The following is a 19,629-nucleotide window of genomic DNA, read 5'->3' on the forward strand; positions in this document are numbered from 1 at the left end:
GATTTGCTGATCTGCTAATGATCGATGTGCTAATTTGCTAATGTGCTAATGTGCTAATGGAATACAGTAAGATCCTGCCTATAGGAACTGTATTCTAATCAGCAAATCAGCACATCAGCACATTAGCTAATTGTAGTTTTAATCAGCACATCAGCACATCAGCACATTAGCTAATTGCTGTCTTAATCAGCACATTAGCTAATTGCTTCCACATCGGCTGCGGTAATACTGACAGGATTTTTTAGCAGGCGCTTCTGCTTTCTTCGGTTCTGCCACTATTTTGGGTGCAGCTTTAACAGGTTCTTTTGCTGGTGCTACTGCCCCGGCAGGTGCAGCCTGTTTTTCTTTTTTAAAATATAGCGGCATACCTACGGTGATATTCCAGGCAGCAGCGGATGAAGACAATTGGGTATTGAGTTGTTTATTGTCCAATGCAGTGGTCAGCGTTTCAGTGCCCAAATTACCGATGCCTTTCAGGTATTGTACCCCGATCACATACTTGCTCACATTGCCTTTAGCGAAAGCAAAATGAACGCCGGTGATAAAAGCTGAAGTCCAGTTACCGGCGCTGTACTGGTACACCGTTTCACCCGCCTGCATGGCGCTGCTGAGAGCTGTTTGCGGATTCGGAACAAAAGCCATTCCGGCATAAGGTTGAATGCGCAGGTTCATGACTGGTTTTTGCGCAACATTCGCCTTAGCGTGATTTAAGCGCGCCCCGCAGGGACTTAACCTGGGTGCGGGCGTTTCGCTGGAAGCTTGTTTAACCGTTTTACCCAATGCAATGGGTTTGCTGCTAAGCTGGTAACCCGCTTCAAGGCGTAGTGTCCAGTCGCCATGAGAAGAACTGAATTCTTTATCGCCGGTCTCCGGATTGGTGAACATATAGTTAACCACTGAACGGTTGCTCGCTATCCCTACGAACGGACCATGTGCTTTGTTGAAGAGGTAATCCATTCTCAGCGCAACCTGTGGGGCGAAATTAGACCCCAGGGCATTAATACCGGTAGTGCTGTTGTACTGTACACAATTAAAGGCTTGTTCAATACCAACTCTGGGTGTAATGGAGAGTTGCGCATTCGTTGCATACCCACAGGCAACGAATACCAGGCTGAGTAACGCTGCTTTTCTCATAGCTTTAGTTTTTAGTTTTGTGTCTTATAAGTTACACCATATTAGGCAAAACAAAAATTAGAATACATGAATGGTTCGAAGTTGAAAGTTTAAAGTTCTCGTCAATGCACCATCACTAAAAAATTTTTTATCGGCCTGTCCAATTCATAACACTTCATTTGTTATAAGGGTATATTAATTATATTCAATCACTAAAAACCAGAAACAATGGACGAGTACATTTTGATCTTCCGGCATGAAGATGGAAATAAGATCGCTTCACCCGAGCAAATGCAGATCTGGATGAACCAGACTATGGAATGGATTGGCGGCATTTCCGCAAAAGGAAAATTTGTAAGTGGCATTGGCCTGCCCTTCGAAGGCAGCAAAGTGGTTTGGTCGCACGGTGTGGTCACCGACGGCCCCTTTGGCGAGATCAAGGAAACTATAGGCGGCTATATCACCGTAAAAGCCGATTCCTTCGACGAAGCTGTTGAATTTGCCAAAGGCTGCCCGGTGCTGCAGGGCGAAGGCAATAGTGTGGAAGTGAGAAAGATCGACAAACACGGATAATGATCAAATAACACAAAGCACTCATTAAACAACAGAACATGAAAGAATTCTTATTGGTATACCGGGCCGACTATAGTTTTATGCCTGACCGTACGCCGGAGGAAATGCAGGCCATGATGAAACGCTGGATGGATTGGATCGGTGGGATTGCCGCGCAAAATAAATTGGTGAGCCGCGGCAACCGGCTCGAAAGTTCAGGCAAAGTGATCAGAAGCGACAGCACCGTTACAAACGGACCATATGCTGAGATCAAAGAATCAATCGGTGGTTATTCCGTCGTGAAGGCCGAATCCTATGATGCAGCTATTGAACTGGCAAAAGGCTGTCCGGTTTTAAGCATTGGCGGCAATGTAGAAGTACGGGAGATCAGCCAGATGTAATAAAGCAGTCAAGGGAGTCACGCTTTGGCTCCTTTGACTTTTTTGACTACTTTGACTCATATGACTGGTATATGCAGGAACCGGCATTAATACCACATTTATTCAGAACGGAATATCGTAAAGTGATCGCGGTATTGTGCAAACGTTTTGGTTTCGACCAGATCGAAATTGCAGAAGACATCGCGAGCGACACCTTTTTGAGCGCAGCGCTGAACTGGGGCATCCAAGGCATTCCGGAGAACCCGGTGGCCTGGTTGTATACGGTAGCAAAGAACAAAGCAAAAAATTATCTGCAGCGCAAAGCTACTTTTACCAATAAGGTCCTTCCTGAAAGTTCGATGCAGGCTAACACGATCACCCAACCCGATTACGAGATCGACCTCTCGCCGCAAAACATCAACGATAGCCAGCTGCAGATGATGTTCGCCATTTGTCACCCGGCCATTCCGCCCGAAGCTCAGATTGGCTTATCGCTGCGCATCCTCTGCGGATTTGGGATTGAAGAAATTGCCGATGCATTTCTCACCAATAAAGAAACCATTAATAAACGGCTGTTCCGCGCAAAAGAAAAGCTCCGCGAAGAAAAGATCCCCATTGAAATACCAGCGCCGGAAGCGCTTGATAACAGGCTGGCCAGCGTGCTCACAACGATCTACCTCCTGTTCAGCGAAGGATATTATTCCATCAGCAATAATAAGGTGCTGCGGAAGGAATTGTGTATGGAAGCCATGCGCCTCTGTTATATGCTGGTAGAAAATAAACATACAAACAAACCGCCCGTGAATGCCTTATTGTCGCTCATGTGTTTTCATGCCTCGCGCTTCGCCGCGCGTATCGATAAGAATGGTGAATACGTATTGTACGATGACCAGGATACCAGCCTCTGGGATCCCGATCTGATCAGCAAAGGCGCTTATTACCTGCACCTGTCTGCGAGCGGAGACCAACTCACCAAATATCACCTCGAGGCTGCAATTGCCTACTGGAATACGCAAAAAGGTGATACCCCTGAAAAATGGGAGAACATATTACAGTTATACAACCGGCTTTTACAAATTGAATACTCCCCGATGGCAGCCCTTAACCGCACTTTCGCCCTTTCAAAAGCCAATAGCAAACAGGAAGCCATCATCGAGGCGGAAAAACTGCAACTCTCCAACAATCACTTCTATTTCACCTTGCTGGGCGAATTATACACCGGTATAGACAACCGAAAAGCAAAGCAGCATTTTGAAAAAGCCCTTCACCTGGCCAAAACGATCACTGATAAACAAACGATCCAAAAAAAGATAAACAGACTTGGCTAGCAGCGGTAACCAGTATCGGTTAACCATGCTGAAGGTTTTATTAAAGGCTGCTGTCCGGCCCTGTTATACGCGGAAGTGTAGATCGGTTCCCCATGCATGCTTTATTTGTCATTACTTAAGTAAAGAGCCAGGGCATAAATCAACATGACAATAATCAATTTATATTCCTACATGCTCATGCTTTAGAAGCAATAGTACCGCAAACTTGTTCTAGCGCTGTGTCTTCACCGGGAACGGTCCATTAACTCTTTTGTATAAGCGGCTAAATATCCCAACCTTTGCCATCATCACCCGTACCTAGCTTCAAAAACAAGAAGCTGTTCAGGGCCTGCCTTCCATTAACTGTTGTCACATTAACCATTAAAACGTAAAAAGATGTTTTACAACTACACCAATCTTGTATTTGAAGGCGGCGGCGTAAAAGGTATTGCTTATGCCGGTGCGCTGCAGGTATTGACCGATTGCGGTATTATGTCCCAAATAAAACAGGTCGCCGGTACATCCGCCGGCGCTATTACGGCCACACTGGTGGCCCTGGGTTATACCGCGCCTGAAATTAAGTCGATCATCATGAGCATGGACTTCAAACAATTTGAAGACGGCTGGGATCCCCTTCGTTTGCCTACTGATTATGGATTGTACAAAGGCAATACCTTCCTGGCATGGATCCAGAAAATGATCGCCAACAAAGCCGTCAGGGGCGGCAATGCTACTTTCGCCGACCTGTACGCTCAAAATGGCATTGGCCTTTTTGTGTTCGCCACTGACCTTAACATCTACGACCTTAAACAATTTTCCCACCTCGATACACCGGATATTCCTGTTTGTGAGGCCGTAAGGGCATCTATGTCGATCCCCCTCTTCTTTAAAGCCTGGAAATTCAGCAATAACCAGCCCGATGATCATATTTATGTAGATGGCGGGGTGGTCTTAAATTACCCGCTCACGGTGTTCGATACAGAAAAAGCCCCTGATAATCCGCAAACCCTTGGTTTCTTTTTATATGACCGCAACGGTAATAAAAAGCCCAGTACGCTCGATTACGATCAGCCGATCGCTTACTGCAAGGCTTTGTTCGAGACCCTGCTCGATTCGCAGGACATCGATTTCGAGAACAATGCGTCTTTGGAAAAAAGAACCGTGCGGATCGATGACTTTGGCATTGCCGCCACCGATTTCGACATTACGCAGCAACAAAAAGAACAGTTGTATAAATCGGGCGTTTATCACACTGAAGCATATTTAGGCATACCCGTATTGAACGCTTAAGATCAGCTGCCGTTCGCAATAGTAAAATTACCAAATACGTTCCCGCACCCATTGGTACACGGGGCCCTGCAAGCGCCTTGACGAAAATCAAAACTCACTAACGCCAACATGAAATAGTATGCTAATTAATTGTTGTATTGAAAATTTTTGTAACTTACAAGTACCCTCATAACCCAGCGATATCACCCAAATAATGAACAGTGAAAAACCAAGTATAATATCCATAGTCCTGAAAAAGCCGATGCTAACTCTCTTATGAATTATCTCATTGGGTTGAGAAATGATTGCAGCTACGGGATACCAGTCAACCGGCTGTCAGCTGATCAGCCATGTCAATTCTTCGTATTTAGTTATTCCTGTCCCTAATCCCTTTTTCACCAAATGTCCCGTTTTTAATTACACTGATTACCTGATTTGTATTGATCCGTACCCTTCTTTTTATTGCTGCTTTTGTAAGATCCGGACCATATAAAACCTGCTTCTTAAGCTATTTCAGTTCAACGCCCCTCACTCGCATCTTCATTTACTTCATACTACCAGATTTTTACGGCTTTCGTAAATCGTTTCCCTAATCGCTATCACTATTTACTGCAGCTCCTGATACATTCGCCGCGGATCGAAGAACAACCCAAATCCTTCTGTGTGGCCACCCATCATCCATATTAACTTTATCAATTATATCAGTTATATCGCCTTATCAACTTTTCAACTAAATTTGGTATATGAAACACTTACTATTGACGGCACTCGTTGCCTGTAGCCTTATAAAAGCGGCCGCCCAACCACCGGCCGGAAATGCCAATCCCGGCGATTGGTATGGGGAGAAAATACAAACGGCCAATGCAATAGATATTGCAGAGATCCCGGCAAAACTCAACAACAAAGAAAGCTTCAACACCAAGGTGAAAGCCAAAGTGCTGGATGTTTGTCCCAAAAAAGGTTGCTGGTTAAAGCTGGCTGTTAACGACAGTACCACGGCTTTTGTAAAAATGAAGGACTATGGGTTCTTCCTGCCAACAGCAGTGAAAGGCAAAACGATTGTACTGGATGGCGAAGTAAAAATGATCACCACGCCGGTGAGTGAACTGCAGCACTATGCGAAAGACGCCAAAAAATCAGCCGCTGAGATCAACGCCATCACACAACCTAAAAAAGAGATCCGGTTTACTGCAACCGGCATAACCGTAGTGGAGTAATGGCTGATTAAATCTTGCATAATACCTAACAGTCCGTTCTATTTTCTTTCTTCATAAATGAATTTTCCTTATGGGTAAATGGTCCTTTAAAAAGGGACCATTTTTGCATTTTATAATGCCCGACGAATAGCAGAATAAACCGACTTAATTGCCTTCCTGGAAGCCTATAAACGGCTGTACCAACCAAATCGCGGCAACCGGTATTACCCGGCAGATAAATTGGCCGTTTGCCGTCAATCAAGTAGTTTGCCACGATGCATATAACCGACTGGATCGTGCTGTTATTTACAGGCGCATTGGTAGCGGCCACTATCATTTTCCGCAAATTAACGGTAGCTGGTGCGCTTACAGGCGCTTGCCTGGCTATGTTCCTGTATAAAGGCGCCGGTATTACCGGGCTTGCCATGCTGGGCGCCTTTTTTGTGGCCGGTACCGCCGCCACGGCTTTCGGCCGCAGCAAAAAAGAAAAAATTGGTATCGCAGAACAGAACAAGGGCCAAAGAAGGGCCGGACAGGTACTGGCCAATGGTGGTGTTGCCGCCCTGGCAGGCTTGCTGGGCTGGTTGTATCCGCAACAGGCGGGTTTATGCCAACTGGCCGCCGCCGCTGCCCTCGCTTCCGCCAGCGCAGATACACTCTCTTCTGAAATGGGAAGTGTATACGGTAAATCCTTCTACAATATCCTAACCTTTAAAAAAGACGCTTGCGGACTGGATGGCGTTATAAGCCTTGAGGGCACGCTATGGGGTATTGCCGGCAGTGCCATGATCGCTCTGATCTATGCGATCGGTTATGGCTTCAGCCCGGCAGTCATATGGATCCTGCTTGCCGGCTTTACCGGCAACCTTGCAGATTCGGTTCTCGGTGCCTCCCTTGAACGAAAAGGCTGGCTCAATAATGACCAGGTGAATTTTCTCAATACATTAATTGCGGCGTTGGTGGCGCTCGCCGGAGGACTTTGAGATTTCTTGATTTCTGATTTCGAAATTTCTGATTTCGGGATTTCCGATTTCGGGATTTCGGGATTTCTTGATTTCGAGATTTCGGGATTTCGGGATTTCTGATTTCGGGATTTCTGATTTCGAGATTTCGGGATTTCTTGATTTGCAGTTAATGGGAAAAATCAAACCGCGGCAAATCCCAAAATCTCTAAATCCCGCAATGAGAAATTGTATTCAAAGCTGGGCCATGATCTTTTTCAGAAGAACGATCTGTCCCAGGTGATAATGATTATGCTCGATGATCCCATGAATGTTCTTGTAATAATTACCATATTTTTCATTGACGAAAACTTCTTCAAACTTACTATCCGGTAATTTTTCAATTTCTTTGGCAAAAGCTTCCGCATCGCTCCAGAATTGATCTAACAGCTTCTGCCAGTCTGCTTCCGATTTGATCGGCGGCGTATTAAAGGCATTATTATCATGCGCCTCGAACGGCTGTCCCTGGAACATTTTCAATACGCGGCTCACGTAGTAATTCATATGAAAAACCAGCGTTGCAATGCTATTGCAGTTATAGATCTGCCTGGTCGCCTGCTCCCAGCTTACCCCGGCAAGACTGTCCTTACAGTTTACATCGGTCCAGTTATCACCGAAATACACCGTTCTGAAATTCGTAGCTATCTGTTTGGAAAGGTTCATAGCAGTGATTTTGTAATCAAATATTGGAAAAATTACGAAAAAACTGCTTCACAAACCTTTTTGTCCGGCAAAACTTATTGCTGGTCCCTTTCTCCCAGGTCCTGGCCTTTCTTCTTCTTATTAAAGGCAACAAATAGAAAAATAAGTATGCCTATAACTGCAATGATCCCCACAATTCCTTCAATCATAAAATAGTATTTAAATAAAACAAATACGGTCAGGGCAGCTTCAGTTTGTAGACCGTGTACGGCGTAGTGCGTTTATTGACTCCGTTATTATATTCGGGCTGCTTGTGTATCTGCGAACAGCTGATATACAAATAGCCATCATTGGAAATAGAGTAACTGTCGGGCCAGATCAGTCTTTCATCCCTGATCAGCGTTTGCATTTTGAGATCGGGTGAAATGCGTTTAATGGCATAATTCTGCAGATCGCCGATATACAGATTCCCTTTTTTATCGAAGATCATTCCATCCGTTGTGGCAAAATGGCCCAGGTCTTCTACTTTGGACCCCAATGCGGCGCTGCTCATGGTATCATTGCGCAGGAATTCTGTACGGATGCGATACAATTTATCATCTGTTAAGGGTTTATAGTATAACCAGTCACCATCAGGTGTTAGCGCAATACCATCGGAGTGTATCTTCACCGGCTGTCCGTTTTTCGTGAGCTCCCTGCCATCGATGATGAACCTGAAGGCCGGATCGGATTTGGTAGAATAGTGTTCCTGTAAAACCTGGCGGGCATTTCCTGAAGCGAGGTTCACCACCAGGATACCACCTTCATTACTATTGGTCAAGTACGCATACTGGCGCTGGTTATCTACCCGCACATCGTTGATATAACTTTGGGGCCCCGCCACTCCTTCAAAGAAGTACGTGCGCTCGATATTATTGGTAGCCAGATTGATCTTTACCAGCTTATGGCTGTTCTGATACACGCCTGCCATTTTAGGAGATGCGGGATCAACTACCCACAGGTAATTCCTTTCATCAGCATATACCGCCTGTACACATACCCATTTGTCTTTTCCATCCTGCCCCGCCTGCCAGCTGTTCATATATAAATTGGGATATGGGTGTTTACGGTTCCAGGATGTCTCTTCATGCCGCTTATCGTTTTCCCTGCCGGCTTCTATGACTGCATACTTATAAATATCTGACCACAGGGGATAGTTGACAAATAAACGCTCTTCCGGCGTAATGGCCACCCCTGTCAATTGGAAGGTATCATCGACAAAGACCGTTTTCAACCGGTCGATCTCAGGCTCACAAGGTAATTTATCACAGGCAGTGAATGAAAAGTAAACAAAAAGGCAGCAAATAATTTGTACAACTGTGCGTATCATAGATCGTCTTTTAAATTATCTATAGTTTCAGGACTGATTATAATGTAATAACCCATGGGTCAATGCTTTCCATTGCAGGTTGGCCAAACCCAGCTGTGCACCTATATAGATGAACCAATTGCGGATCTTGGTAATAAAATTTGGGGTCCGGAGGTTCGAATGCTCATTCCTTCCAAATACAGCGGCCATCAGGGTCAGCTGCTTGCGATACACCACGAATGTTGAGGTAGCTGGCCGGTCGAAGAAATGCGCAGCACCGGTTGCGGTCACCATCGGATTCGAAGCCGCCCTTACCGTAAAAAACAGCAACTGCTGCTGTTCGCCCTGTTTTTCGCCAAGCTCGATCACCTGCACCCAATCGCCGCCATCACTATCCGGGTTACCGGGGCCTGGAATATTGATCCGCATATAATCGTTCTTCTGCACCGGCCGGTTAACGGCATTGCCAGCTTCGTCGAACACCTGGAAGGCAGCGGTCGGTTTCCCGGCAAACTCGTTCCATCGGTTCACATTCCGTAACCTGCCCGCTGCAATGTGAAAACATTCCTTTGCATGGTTATTGTTGCGGCAATCAATACGGCTATGGGTAAATGAAGACTGGCCGGTTCTTTGATCCGGAACGATTTCCTTTAACCATAAGTCTTTCAGCACATTTTTTTCGCGCATGTTCAATAAACGATTCCTTTTATTAATGATCACTACTATAGCCATGCCAGCATAACAGACCTTACCTTAAAGGAGAACAACAAATGAATGGGAATATAAACTTGTTGGGAAAAACGACCAGGAAATAGTATGAACGTACAGTGAATTACCGTAGTCATACTAAGGTAATGCAAGGAATGGAAGAAAAAAAATATACCTGCGCCTAAGGGAAGTGTAGAAAAAAAATAACGGGCAGCAGAATTGAATTGTTGCAAACACTGCACAATATCATCGGTAAATGCCTTTCATGCCAGGCATAATTTTTTCAGTAAGCCATATTTTATATGGCCTTCCATTGAAGAAATACCTCATCAGTTGCAGCAGTGACCTAAGTCCACACACCTGTTAACCTCCTTAAGTTATATCGAAATAGTGCTCAGGCCGGGGGTCTTGTTAGGGCAGTTGAAAGGGGTTGGAAAAGATATAACCGGGAATCACATAAGAGATCGTATCAGCAAAGACAATCAGGCCATCCGCTATTCATCATTCCAGATCTCTACCTGAACATGATAGCCGAGATCGAAATACCGTACGATCTTCTTGGTAAAGATATCGAGCAGGGTATCGCATTCCTGTGAAATGGGGCACACTTCAAAATAATGCTCATCCGCTCTTACTACCTGAAACAATGTTTGTGGACCAACTTCGCGTGGAGGGTTATTGAATCTGATCTTATCTCCCTGGTAAACTCTTTGGGTGTAGGCAAGTGATTTCCACATGGTACTGGATTTTTTTGTTTAATACGGATTATTACGGAAATATAAAAACTAGGTAAAACAATTGCAATGCCTCTGGTATATTTATTTTAACCACATAGGTCACAATCTGTTGGCGGTACCAAAAAATTGTGCCTATGTGGGATCATACCTGGTAAACACCGGATCATACTATTCGTATAATTACCTGTACAGGTATTGAGAATTAGTTGTACTCACGGACTTTTACGAAATGATTATTGGGATCTACATAATAGTAGCCCAGCTTAACCACTGAATCGACCTTGTAAGGCTTTTCTTCAGTAATTGATAATTCATTTTTTTTGATGGTGAGAAATACCCATTTGTCGGTAAACTGACTTAGAAAATGGTGCGATTGGTTGTCGGAACCGCGGTAAAGAATGCAGTTAGCATTGTACTTTGAAGAATCCTTATTATACCTTTCCTGCACCTCCTTAACTGTCCAGCAGGATTTCTGTACCTGGTTCGAAACAGTACATGATGCAATGAAGGCCATGATGCACATGGTAAAAGGGATGTTCATTTTCATTGGTAATGGATTAGATATTAGGTATACTGCTGCAAAATATGTCAGTTTTTACGCAAATGCAATGCCAAATATTATATATAATTCCATGTATTATGAAGTGGCGTTTAACATAGTAAGCTTACTTCGGATATTCCCGCTCGTAAGCAGCAACAAGTCCCATAAAAAGGTGTGGCACATTTCGAAAAATGTGCCACAGGTAATGCTGGAAATATTTTACTTCTTTGTTATCGGGTTGAACCGGCAGCCATTGGGTGAAGCATCCACCGGTAAACCATTGGCTTCCCTGATCAGCTGAAAGATATGGTCAGGCCGCACCACCACATAATCGGCATTGAGGGAATTGGCCACATTCTTGAAATTGGATGGTTTTACATCTGTCCAGGGTTGCGCCTGAATGATGATAAAGCGGGGCGCTGTGCCATTCCAGCCGGCAGCCGCGGAAGCAATATGGTCTTTCATGGCCTGTTCACCTGTACAGTAATTGCAGGAAAGCGCCACACCGGGCAAACTATTGTTATAAATGGTCAGGCCGCCGCCGGTGTTTTGGGCGGTAAGGCCAAGCAGTGAAGGCGCATAGGTAGCAAAGCTTTGTCCTACATTTTGATTAATGCCGCCCGTGATCGTATTCCAAATGGTGATCACCCTGAAACCTGCACGGCGATTGTAATCTTCGGTTTTGGCCACAAACTGGTTCAGGCGCTGCTGATTGGGAAAACTGTTGGGATATACATAACCATACCCTGATGGACCGGAGATGAGATTATCATTATCAGTGGCCGTTTGATAATAGAAGTTGAGGGCGCCGGGCATGGCATCGAGCATGGCCGGCGAAAGGGTCCAGCCAATAGGGACGGAGCCGCGATCTGGATTGTTCCAAAGCTTTCGCATCAAATGTTCAACATACTGCAGGTTATCACCATCGCTTAAAATAAAAGCTACATAGATCTTGTTCTGTAATGCCGGTTTTGGCGGGGTGGGTTTTACAGCTACAGTTCGCGAAGTACCGCTGTGCATGGTCAGATTGCTGCACCAGTCGCTGGCAATAGTGGAGATGCCATATTGCGATGCCCTTTGAACGCCGGGCGCTTCCTCTGGCCACCAACCCATGTAGTTGGCGCCGGGCGGCATGGAAGCCAGGAAACTATTCAGCAGCGTACTTTCTGCAGGTATATTCGGATCGAGCCATATAACGGCGGCGCCCAGTGCTGTTGCATATTCACGAAGAGCCGCCTTATGTATATCGGGATTTAGGCCGATCAGCAAGCGGCGGTCGAGGTTGGGCCAATAGGTATTATACAGGGTTTGATACACCTGTAATTTGCTGCTGAACTGACCGCGCAGGTCGAGCAGGACCGGTAAATTATAAGGTGCAGCAGTGAGGCGCGACAATAATAATGGCGAAGCTATAAGGGCCCTTCTGTTCTTCGCCAGCATGGTAGCCAGGTTTACTGTATGGATCTGCGCGGGGTCATACACGATGAGGCCGGCAATCTCGTTCCGGTATTTGCTGATCAAACTCCATTTATCGCTATGTTCGGTATAATTCAAACCCAGGGATTGCAGCCAGGTGAAAGGGCCTTCCGCAAAGGCATCTCCTTCATAGGAAAAAATGCGGGGTTTTGTTCTGTTTATAATGCCTTTCAAAGAAGCGAAAAGGAACATTTCAGCGGAAGAAGCGTTTTGCTGCACGGCGACCCAGTCGACCTTTGTATAAGAAGTGCCGCGCCAGAAAACCCGCAACTCGATCGATTGATTGGCGGCCGGCATGGTAAAGGGCAAGGTAAAGTTTACATAGTTTGATGCCACCGGAAACTCCAGCCGCGTGATAGTGCGAAATGCCAATGTTTCACCGGTAGTGGCGTTTCTAACGTCAATATCCACTACCGAGTCGTTATTGGCGGTATTGTTATCCACCTTCATTCTGAATTCCGCCACGTTCGGGCCGGCAGGGATACTGGCATCATAGGGACCATAGATCATATGCTGGTTCGGCGCATCGATGCTGGTCTGGCAGAGCCAGCCATCTGATTCCAGGCGGCCGGTATTATGGCGTAATGCCGGGCCTTCTGCTTCCCAATGGGAAGAGGTCTCCCGGAGCAGTATATGATCCTGCGTTGCTGCAGGCGGCGGAAATGAAGGAAGGAGTTGTGAAGAAGGCCACGTTATCTGGGCCATTGTTGGAAGGATGATGAATTGCAGCAGCGGCAATAGCCAGGCTGCTTTCATGCGGCATAAAGCAAGCGTTTGGTTCATAGAAAAAAGTTTAATGTTAACGGTGAATACAACGAATTTCGGCGTTTAGCAAAAGCAACAACATGCTAAAAACTATTCAGCCGGAAATTCCTTGCATCGGTGCTTTTTTCTATATATTCTTCAACTCTGCCAGCAGCCTGCGTTCTTCTTTGGTATCCTCAGCAGGAAGCAGCAGCAACTGGCCTTCTGCAGCCTGGATCAGTTCCTGCCGGCGATCGCTTTCTGAAAGCCGTGTTGCAAGATCTGCCCGCAGGATCAGCACCTTAAGCAAATTGAATGCATCATTCGCATCGGCCACCAGCAAGGCCTTGTCCAGCACTTTAGCAGCGGTTTCAAAATCTCCGTGTGCATCGGCCAGCCTGCTTCCCAGCTCATATACTTTGGCAAGGGGCGTACCAGCAATTGCCGGTTTGTCTTTTTCGGGAAACACAAGGCTGTTTGTTTTTTGAATGCGCTGCCCTACCCTGATATAATTGCCATTGGGATCAACGATTATGAACTGGCGCACGCCGTAAGCCGGCATGTCTTTCAATGGATTCAGGCGGGGATAGCCTTTCAGGGGTATTTTGCCATAGAGCGTTCTCAGGGAAGCCCTGCATGCTTCATAAATGGCATCGATCTCAGTAACCACCAGGTAGCAACCACTATAATTCGCATCCGGCTCCTGCTTCAGTGTAAAAAAATGAAGCTCCATATCCCATATATTAAAAGCGATATAATTGTTCGGCACTTTTTGCTTATAGGTGACAACAGCCCCCAATGCTGTATAAAATTCCTCTGTTTGGTTTATTGACATACAGGGCAGCAAGGGAATGGCAAAAGCATGTTTTTGATTGTCGGGCATAATACAGGCTTTGGTGTAGCACTGGCAAAGTTGCATAAGCATCCCTGCATTAAATTGTACCGAAACGACATTTTCGCCGCTACGCTACCTGTATTTCCTGTTGTTTTAAATAAGCAGTAGGCGACATGCCGGTGAATTCCCTGAAATGCCGGTTCAGGTGTGCCTGGTCGTAATAATCGAGGTCGTATGCTATGGCCGTGAGCTTTTGTGCAGTTGCAAGATCAGGGTTTGACAGAAGCCGGATGAGTTGCTCAAAACGGGCCAGCTTGAAAAAGGTTTTGGCCGGGAAACCGGTCAGATCTTTGAAATGCCGCTCAAATTGGCGGGGCGACAAATTTGCCTGCTTTACCAATTCATTGATGGAAACGGACTGCTTTGAATCATACACGAAAAGGATCAGTTTCTCGAGCCGGTTATATTTAGAGGCGCTCCGGCGCAGTTGCCCTTGCAGGAAACGGGAAACGATGGCTACTCTTTCTTCAAAGCTGGCTGCATGAAACAATTCATCGGCCAGGTCGGCGCCTGGTCTTCCCAATAATGAAACAATGTCTATCTGTTGATTGGTAATAACCGTAGCCGGAATATTGAAGAGCAGCGGTAATGCATGGGCATACAGCTGTACACCAAAGAATCCGTTTAGGGTTGCTGCAGAAGCAAACTGCCTGCTGGTGTTGGTTTGACCGTAAAAGCCTACGGTTGGGATGCCTGTCGGTTCGCCATTATCAGCGGCTGTTACATAATTTCCAGCATAGCAAAACAGCATTTCCAGCATCCTGTTGGCAATGGCGTGGTGGGTATGCACCTGGCCCGGCGCGATAACCAGTTCTCCTTCCCAGAAACGGGAAACATAGCGGCTTAAGGAAGCATCAGGAAAGATCGATCTATACATTAAGTATGAAAGCGCTTTAAATGCCAAAAATAGCTTCAATTTTTGAAATGCTTCGCATCAGTGAGAGACCGCCTTGAGCCCGATGACCGACCCAATAAGTGTGATCAGGAAGAACAGCCGCCAGAAGCTGACCGGATCCTTAAATAAAAAGATGCCGATCAGTGCAGTGCCCGCCGCGCCAATGCCTGTCCATACGGCATAGGCCGTACCGATCGGCAGCGTTTGCACTACTTTATATAATAAGAACATACTGATAAATAAGGAAACAAAGAAACCTGTGTACCAGAGCCATACTGCATTGCCCGTAGCCGTTTGCGCTTTGCCCAAACAGGTCGCGAATACGACTTCAAATAACCCTGCTATAATCAAAAGGATCCAACTCATTACCAGATATTTTTTGCAAATGTCGGTAAAGCGTTTTTTCTAATAAAATATGCCCGGGGTTCATTGATCATTGCTTCGTATATTTAACAATATCTATCCCAATGCCATTTGGGTCTTCGATGGCAAAATGCCGGTCGCCCCAGGGTTCATCGCGCAGTTCGATCTTAATGACCGCCCCTTTCTTTTTCAGTGCAGCATACAGTTTGTCAACATCATCGACTTCTATGGTGAGGTACATGCCCTGGCCCTGAAAAGGCTTATGAAATAGAGGCTGCTGGCTGGGATGATCAGGCAATAAAAAACTGATCTCTGCTTCTTTACCGGGCGTATGCATTAAGAGGTAAAACTCATTTTCAAAGGTAACGCCAAAGCCTAATTTTTCTGTGTAGAATGCTTTTGTTTCTTTTAACTTACTGGTCACAATGCCTGCATTTAATTTCATAGAATTCCTTTTTTCGGGTGATGAATGATCTTGTGCATAAGTGCCTGCTGTGAGCGCGGCCATTATTAATGTCAACATGAAACGTACCATGACTGTGCAATTGATTATGGCACAAATTTCCTGCTTAGGCCAGGCAATTCATTGTACAAATCGGACAATATCATCTTCCGAATGCTTTGCTGGGCGTAACCCCATAAAAATTCCTGAACTCCCTGATAAAATGCGCCTGGTCATAATAACCGGCATCAAAGAACAGCTTATTGTTCCGCAGGCTTTGGGTAGAAGGTTTAGCCTGCAGGATATTTTGAAAGCGAACCACCTTCGCGAATGTTTTGGCGGTATCGCCGATGTAGAAGTCAAACAACCGGCGCAGCTGCCTTGGACTTATGCCTGTGTTCAGCTCCTTTTCTACGGCAACAAGGCCCTGGTTGCGAAAAATAATTTGCAACGCATCGTAGAGGCGATCGTCCATGGTAAATCGAAGCCTGGAGATATGTTTTATAAAGAAGCCGTTTAAAAGCTGTACGATGGTATGGAAGGATTGATGGCTGTGGAAGGTGGCGGCAATGAACTGCGAAACGGGGTCATTCACTTCTTTCAGATGTATATACCTGTTGCTTAGCTCTTTTGCATTCACCTGGAACAATTGCGGAAACATGGTGGGCAGGAAGCGGATGCCAACATAATGAAAGCTGTTGGCCAGGGGGAACTCCGTATACTTTTTGCAAAAGCCCATTACATAATTCTCCGCAGGGTTATTCAATTCAAAATAAATATCAATACATCCATCAGCAACTACGCGGTAGGTAAATCGTTCCTGCAGGCTTTTGTCGGTCTTTAACTGCCAGTAACAATAAATATAGGGCAGCAATGGTTCACCGGGCGGCAGTTCCACATAGGAAACATTGTCTGTGCTTTGTTTTACCGTTGGCTGTAAGGGCCGGTACAGCTGCCGGATATTCAATGAAAATTCCATGGGTCTTCGATGGGCTAAAAATAGTAAATATTCCGCCCGGCTGCTCATTAGCAACACTTGTCGCGCTTTGCGGGATCAGCACATCAGCAAATCAGCTAATTGTTATTAGCACATTAGCACAACTTGTCCCGCTTTGCGGGATCAGCACATTAGCAAATTATCAGATTGCCCCCTTTAATAAACCAATTACACCAGCCGCCAATCGTTTCCTGCATCGTAATTTAAATGTCGCACTTATTGTTTCCATTATTCATTAATTATTAAACTTTTTAACTATGAATGTTATGCTTGCACGTATTACCTGTATCGCTTTATTATTGGGCGCCCTGGCAGGCGGTACCGGTTGTAAAAAAACGCTCACCGCCCCCGATGCTGAAAATGATCCATCGACCAGGGCTAATCCTACGCCGGAAGCTACGATCACCTGGTACCTCGTAAGGGTTTCGAACCCCAGTGCCGACCAATTAGATGCCTATGACCGCATCACCGCCGCCATGAATGCTGCCGTGGCGATGTACAACCAGCAAACTACTTATTGCAGTGGCAACCTCCGGGTAGAATACAATACCAGCGTGCCCACCGCCGATGGAAATGTAAATGGAACCATCCGTTTCGGCGCCAACAGGTCATACATGAACCAGCGAACCGCCATGCACGAAATTGCGCATACCCAGGGTGTGGGTACCACAGCCCGCTGGACGCAGCTGGTGGTAAATGGAAAATATACGGGCGCTTATGGACTGGCCATGCTGAGGAGCTTTGTAGGTGAAAGCCCTACTGCCACCTTAAATGCCGATGGCCATTCTTTCTGGCCATATGGATTGAATTATAACAGTGAGTGGAGTACCGTGAATGGTCAACGGCATGCCCGCCTGGTAGGCGCTTTCCAACGGGATGGCGTATAAGTAATTCACCAGTCGTTTAAAAAGCTTCAGGTAGCCATCCGCCGCCTGGCACTGACCGGGGCCGATGGCATACCTGATCGCTCTGTTAAACAACCATATGTATGAATCAGGGTATCTTTATTTTAATAACAGGTCTCTTTATTTTACTGGCAGCCGGTACCTGCGTCAGGCTCATTATTCATCGGCATTAGCCTATGGAGAAATGGGGAATTCGATCTTTCCCCCATTTACTCCATTGGTATGTAAACTTTCACTGTTAACTATTAAAAAGCGACGTTGATAAGCGCAACTGCAGTAAGATGCTGTTATTAATCCTGCGCAGGAACTATTTTAAATACTTTGCCTGAATTTCCTGAAGGACCTGCATTGGATGAAACAGTGACGTACACTTCGCCGTCATTATCCTGTCCAAATCCTTTAATATAATAACCCAGATCATTGGGATGGTTCTTCACTGAAACCTGCTTATGATCCCAGGATGATCCACCCATGGAAGCCATAAAAAGTTGCCCGTTAGCTGTAGTGGGCGATTGAGAGAATGTGCCGAAGATATATTTTCCATCCCAGCCTTCAATGGCGCGGCCGCGGTATACATGTCCGCCAATAATGGTGGTGGCCTTACCTCCTGCCGGGTTTTGCCAGTTGTTCATTGCTATCACCGGATCCCTCAACGCATTTCCTAAATTGTCTTCGGTAGGACAAGAACCCAGTACTTCCTTATTGTTGGCTGCATTGAAACAATGTCTGCCTTCTCTTACATTCCAGCCATAGTTATGTCCTTTTTCAACCAGGTTTATTTCTTCCGTTAATACCTGGCCTGCATCGCTGACAAGCAGATCATGATTTCCGCCTATGTCGAATGACATCCGGTAAGGATTGCGAAAACCATAGGCATAGATCTCATCCAAACCAGGTGCGTTGAGGAATGGGTTCTGCGTGGGGATCGTATAAGGCGTACCGGAAGGAGAACTTGATTTGATATTGATGCGAAGGATCTTTCCGAAGAAGTTGGCTTCAATATTCTGGGCATTACCGCCTTTATTAACCGAATACCAGTCCTCAACATGGCCAAGATCGGTATCGTTGGCGCCACCGCCATCACCAATAGCAATATAGAGGAACTCATCAGGGCCAAAAGCGAGGGCGCCGCCATTGTGGTTCATTTGCGGATCGTCCCATTCAAGCAATACTTTTTCAGTGCTCATGTCGGTCCTTCTTTCATCACAGTTCGCCCTGAACTGCGAAACCCGGCTCAGGTTATTCCAGGAAGCGCCGGGAACCGGGCCGCCTGGGCGGGCAGGCAATTGATAATAAACATAAAAGCGGCAATTGCTTTTGAAATCGGGGTGAAAGGCCAGGCCGATCAACCCACGTTCATCATAGTTAGATGACAGGGGAACGATCCGGCTGCTGAGATCCAGGAAGGGAGTGGGCCATTTTTTACCACTGCTGTCGATCATCCATACTTTTCCAACCTGGTCAAGCACATACAGATTTTTAGTGCCAGGGGCAGAAACAACCTGCAGCGGAGAAACAAAATCTTCTGCTACTAACTGCAGATCTACTTTCTTTTCATTTCCTCCGGAGCCGGAGTCCTCATCATGTTTTTTACAGCCCGATAAGATGAGAATAAATAACAGCGATAGTGCAAAGAATACATTCATGGTTTCAAAACGATTGGTTACGGTAGGTACTTTGACTTTCATAACAAACTAATTTTGGTTGGTTAACAAACAATGCAACACTCAGGCACGCACCAGTTTAATGAAAGCATCATTAAGTGGCTTTCAGAGAATGTTTTTCGTGTTGGACATGGATGGTAAGCGTAATAGCAACAATTAGGCACACACCAATAATGAAAGCATTTAACAGACAGACCAAGCTTCCGGAAAAATGTTTTCCTTATGGACAATGGATGTTACGTAGATTAGGAATGATAGGCAACTGTAATGAAAGAATAGTTTTTAAGACCCAACCAATTGAAGGATGAAGAAAAGGATTATCAGAAGATGTTGGAATCGGGAATCAGAGCAATTTCACTGTAAATATATATTATTTTTTATATGATAATAGATATTTTTTTCAATGTTCTGTCAGTAAACAAAGCGGAATTTGCTCTTGAAAATGAACATGTAA

21 protein-coding genes are annotated in these 19,629 nt (G+C 45.6%); 8 read left to right on the top strand and 13 right to left on the bottom strand.

The genetic code is table 11. The annotated features are described in order from the left end of the window. Positions 1 to 198: 198 nt before the first annotated feature. Positions 199 to 1,134: a hypothetical protein gene (locus tag JT717_RS15865; RefSeq protein WP_205511477.1), complete on the bottom strand. Its 936-nt coding sequence runs from the start codon at positions 1,132 to 1,134 to the stop codon at positions 199 to 201. 207 nt (positions 1,135 to 1,341) lie between these two features. Between JT717_RS15865 and JT717_RS15870 the strand changes: the two genes are divergently transcribed. The 6 genes from JT717_RS15870 (at position 1,342) to JT717_RS15895 (ending at position 6,800) form a co-directional block, all read left to right on the top strand. Then, on the top strand, positions 1,342 to 1,686 hold the full coding sequence (locus JT717_RS15870; protein ID WP_205511478.1) for a YciI family protein: 345 nt from the start codon (positions 1,342 to 1,344) through the stop codon (positions 1,684 to 1,686). A 38-nt stretch (positions 1,687 to 1,724) separates the two neighbouring features. Beyond that, on the top strand, positions 1,725 to 2,066 hold the full coding sequence (locus JT717_RS15875) for a YciI family protein (protein WP_205511479.1): 342 nt from the start codon (positions 1,725 to 1,727) through the stop codon (positions 2,064 to 2,066). A gap of 71 nt (positions 2,067 to 2,137) precedes the next feature. Then, positions 2,138 to 3,373: an RNA polymerase sigma factor gene (locus tag JT717_RS15880; protein ID WP_205511480.1), complete on the top strand. Its 1,236-nt coding sequence runs from the start codon at positions 2,138 to 2,140 to the stop codon at positions 3,371 to 3,373. Between the two features lie 375 nt (positions 3,374 to 3,748). Continuing rightward, positions 3,749 to 4,642 carry a patatin-like phospholipase family protein gene (locus tag JT717_RS15885; protein WP_205511481.1) on the top strand — a complete coding sequence of 298 codons (894 nt, stop codon included), beginning with the start codon at positions 3,749 to 3,751 and terminating at the stop codon, positions 4,640 to 4,642. Positions 4,643 to 5,364: 722 nt separating this feature from the next. Next, positions 5,365 to 5,838 (top strand): DUF4920 domain-containing protein, encoded by a 474-nt coding sequence (locus JT717_RS15890; protein WP_205511482.1) that lies wholly within the window; start codon positions 5,365 to 5,367, stop codon positions 5,836 to 5,838. Between the two features lie 254 nt (positions 5,839 to 6,092). Next, positions 6,093 to 6,800, top strand: coding sequence for a DUF92 domain-containing protein (locus JT717_RS15895; protein WP_205511483.1), 708 nt, complete (start codon positions 6,093 to 6,095; stop codon positions 6,798 to 6,800). A 213-nt stretch (positions 6,801 to 7,013) separates the two neighbouring features. On the opposite strand, the gene JT717_RS15900 is transcribed toward JT717_RS15895, so the two are convergent. The 11 genes from JT717_RS15900 to JT717_RS15950 all read right to left on the bottom strand — a co-directional run bounded on the left by JT717_RS15900 (position 7,014) and on the right by JT717_RS15950 (position 16,588). Further along, positions 7,014 to 7,481, bottom strand: a complete 468-nt coding sequence (locus JT717_RS15900) for a DinB family protein (RefSeq protein WP_205511484.1) — start codon at positions 7,479 to 7,481, stop codon at positions 7,014 to 7,016. A 217-nt stretch (positions 7,482 to 7,698) separates the two neighbouring features. Continuing rightward, complete coding sequence (locus JT717_RS15905) at positions 7,699 to 8,829, bottom strand: L-dopachrome tautomerase-related protein (RefSeq protein ID WP_205511485.1); 1,131 nt, start codon at positions 8,827 to 8,829, stop codon at positions 7,699 to 7,701. 27 nt (positions 8,830 to 8,856) lie between these two features. Next, on the bottom strand, positions 8,857 to 9,540 hold the full coding sequence (locus JT717_RS15910) for a hypothetical protein (RefSeq protein ID WP_205511486.1): 684 nt from the start codon (positions 9,538 to 9,540) through the stop codon (positions 8,857 to 8,859). Positions 9,541 to 10,010: 470 nt separating this feature from the next. Next, entirely contained in the window at positions 10,011 to 10,253 is a 243-nt protein-coding gene (locus tag JT717_RS15915; RefSeq protein ID WP_205511487.1) for a hypothetical protein, read from the bottom strand. Between the two features lie 202 nt (positions 10,254 to 10,455). Further along, positions 10,456 to 10,800, bottom strand: coding sequence for a hypothetical protein (locus JT717_RS15920; protein WP_205511488.1), 345 nt, complete (start codon positions 10,798 to 10,800; stop codon positions 10,456 to 10,458). Positions 10,801 to 11,013: 213 nt separating this feature from the next. Further along, a complete protein-coding gene (locus JT717_RS15925) occupies positions 11,014 to 13,053 on the bottom strand; it encodes a GxGYxYP domain-containing protein (RefSeq protein ID WP_205511489.1) in 2,040 nt (679 codons plus the stop codon). Between the two features lie 109 nt (positions 13,054 to 13,162). After that, positions 13,163 to 13,897, bottom strand: coding sequence for a DUF8817 family protein (locus tag JT717_RS15930; RefSeq protein ID WP_205511490.1), 735 nt, complete (start codon positions 13,895 to 13,897; stop codon positions 13,163 to 13,165). Between the two features lie 79 nt (positions 13,898 to 13,976). Then, entirely contained in the window at positions 13,977 to 14,786 is an 810-nt protein-coding gene (locus tag JT717_RS15935; protein WP_205511491.1) for a helix-turn-helix domain-containing protein, read from the bottom strand. Between the two features lie 57 nt (positions 14,787 to 14,843). Then, positions 14,844 to 15,170, bottom strand: a complete 327-nt coding sequence (locus JT717_RS15940; RefSeq protein WP_205511492.1) for a DMT family transporter — start codon at positions 15,168 to 15,170, stop codon at positions 14,844 to 14,846. Between the two features lie 67 nt (positions 15,171 to 15,237). Next, on the bottom strand, positions 15,238 to 15,612 hold the full coding sequence (locus JT717_RS15945) for a VOC family protein (RefSeq protein WP_240348136.1): 375 nt from the start codon (positions 15,610 to 15,612) through the stop codon (positions 15,238 to 15,240). 160 nt (positions 15,613 to 15,772) lie between these two features. Continuing rightward, positions 15,773 to 16,588 (bottom strand): AraC family transcriptional regulator, encoded by an 816-nt coding sequence (locus tag JT717_RS15950; RefSeq protein WP_240348138.1) that lies wholly within the window; start codon positions 16,586 to 16,588, stop codon positions 15,773 to 15,775. Between JT717_RS15950 and JT717_RS15955 the strand changes: the two genes are divergently transcribed. Next, complete coding sequence (locus JT717_RS15955; protein WP_205511574.1) at positions 16,576 to 16,845, top strand: hypothetical protein; 270 nt, start codon at positions 16,576 to 16,578, stop codon at positions 16,843 to 16,845. The two genes, JT717_RS15950 and JT717_RS15955, sit on opposite strands and share 13 nt — an antisense overlap. An 18-nt stretch (positions 16,846 to 16,863) precedes the next feature. Further along, positions 16,864 to 17,493 (top strand): hypothetical protein, encoded by a 630-nt coding sequence (locus JT717_RS15960; RefSeq protein ID WP_205511495.1) that lies wholly within the window; start codon positions 16,864 to 16,866, stop codon positions 17,491 to 17,493. A 308-nt stretch (positions 17,494 to 17,801) separates the two neighbouring features. On the opposite strand, the gene JT717_RS15965 is transcribed toward JT717_RS15960, so the two are convergent. Further along, positions 17,802 to 19,199, bottom strand: a complete 1,398-nt coding sequence (locus tag JT717_RS15965) for a PQQ-dependent sugar dehydrogenase (RefSeq protein WP_205511496.1) — start codon at positions 19,197 to 19,199, stop codon at positions 17,802 to 17,804. Between the last annotated feature and the right edge of the window lie 430 nt (positions 19,200 to 19,629).

The organism is Longitalea arenae (genome assembly GCF_016924755.1).
In the GTDB taxonomy this organism is placed as follows: Bacteria; Bacteroidota; Bacteroidia; order Chitinophagales; family Chitinophagaceae; genus Niastella; species Niastella arenae.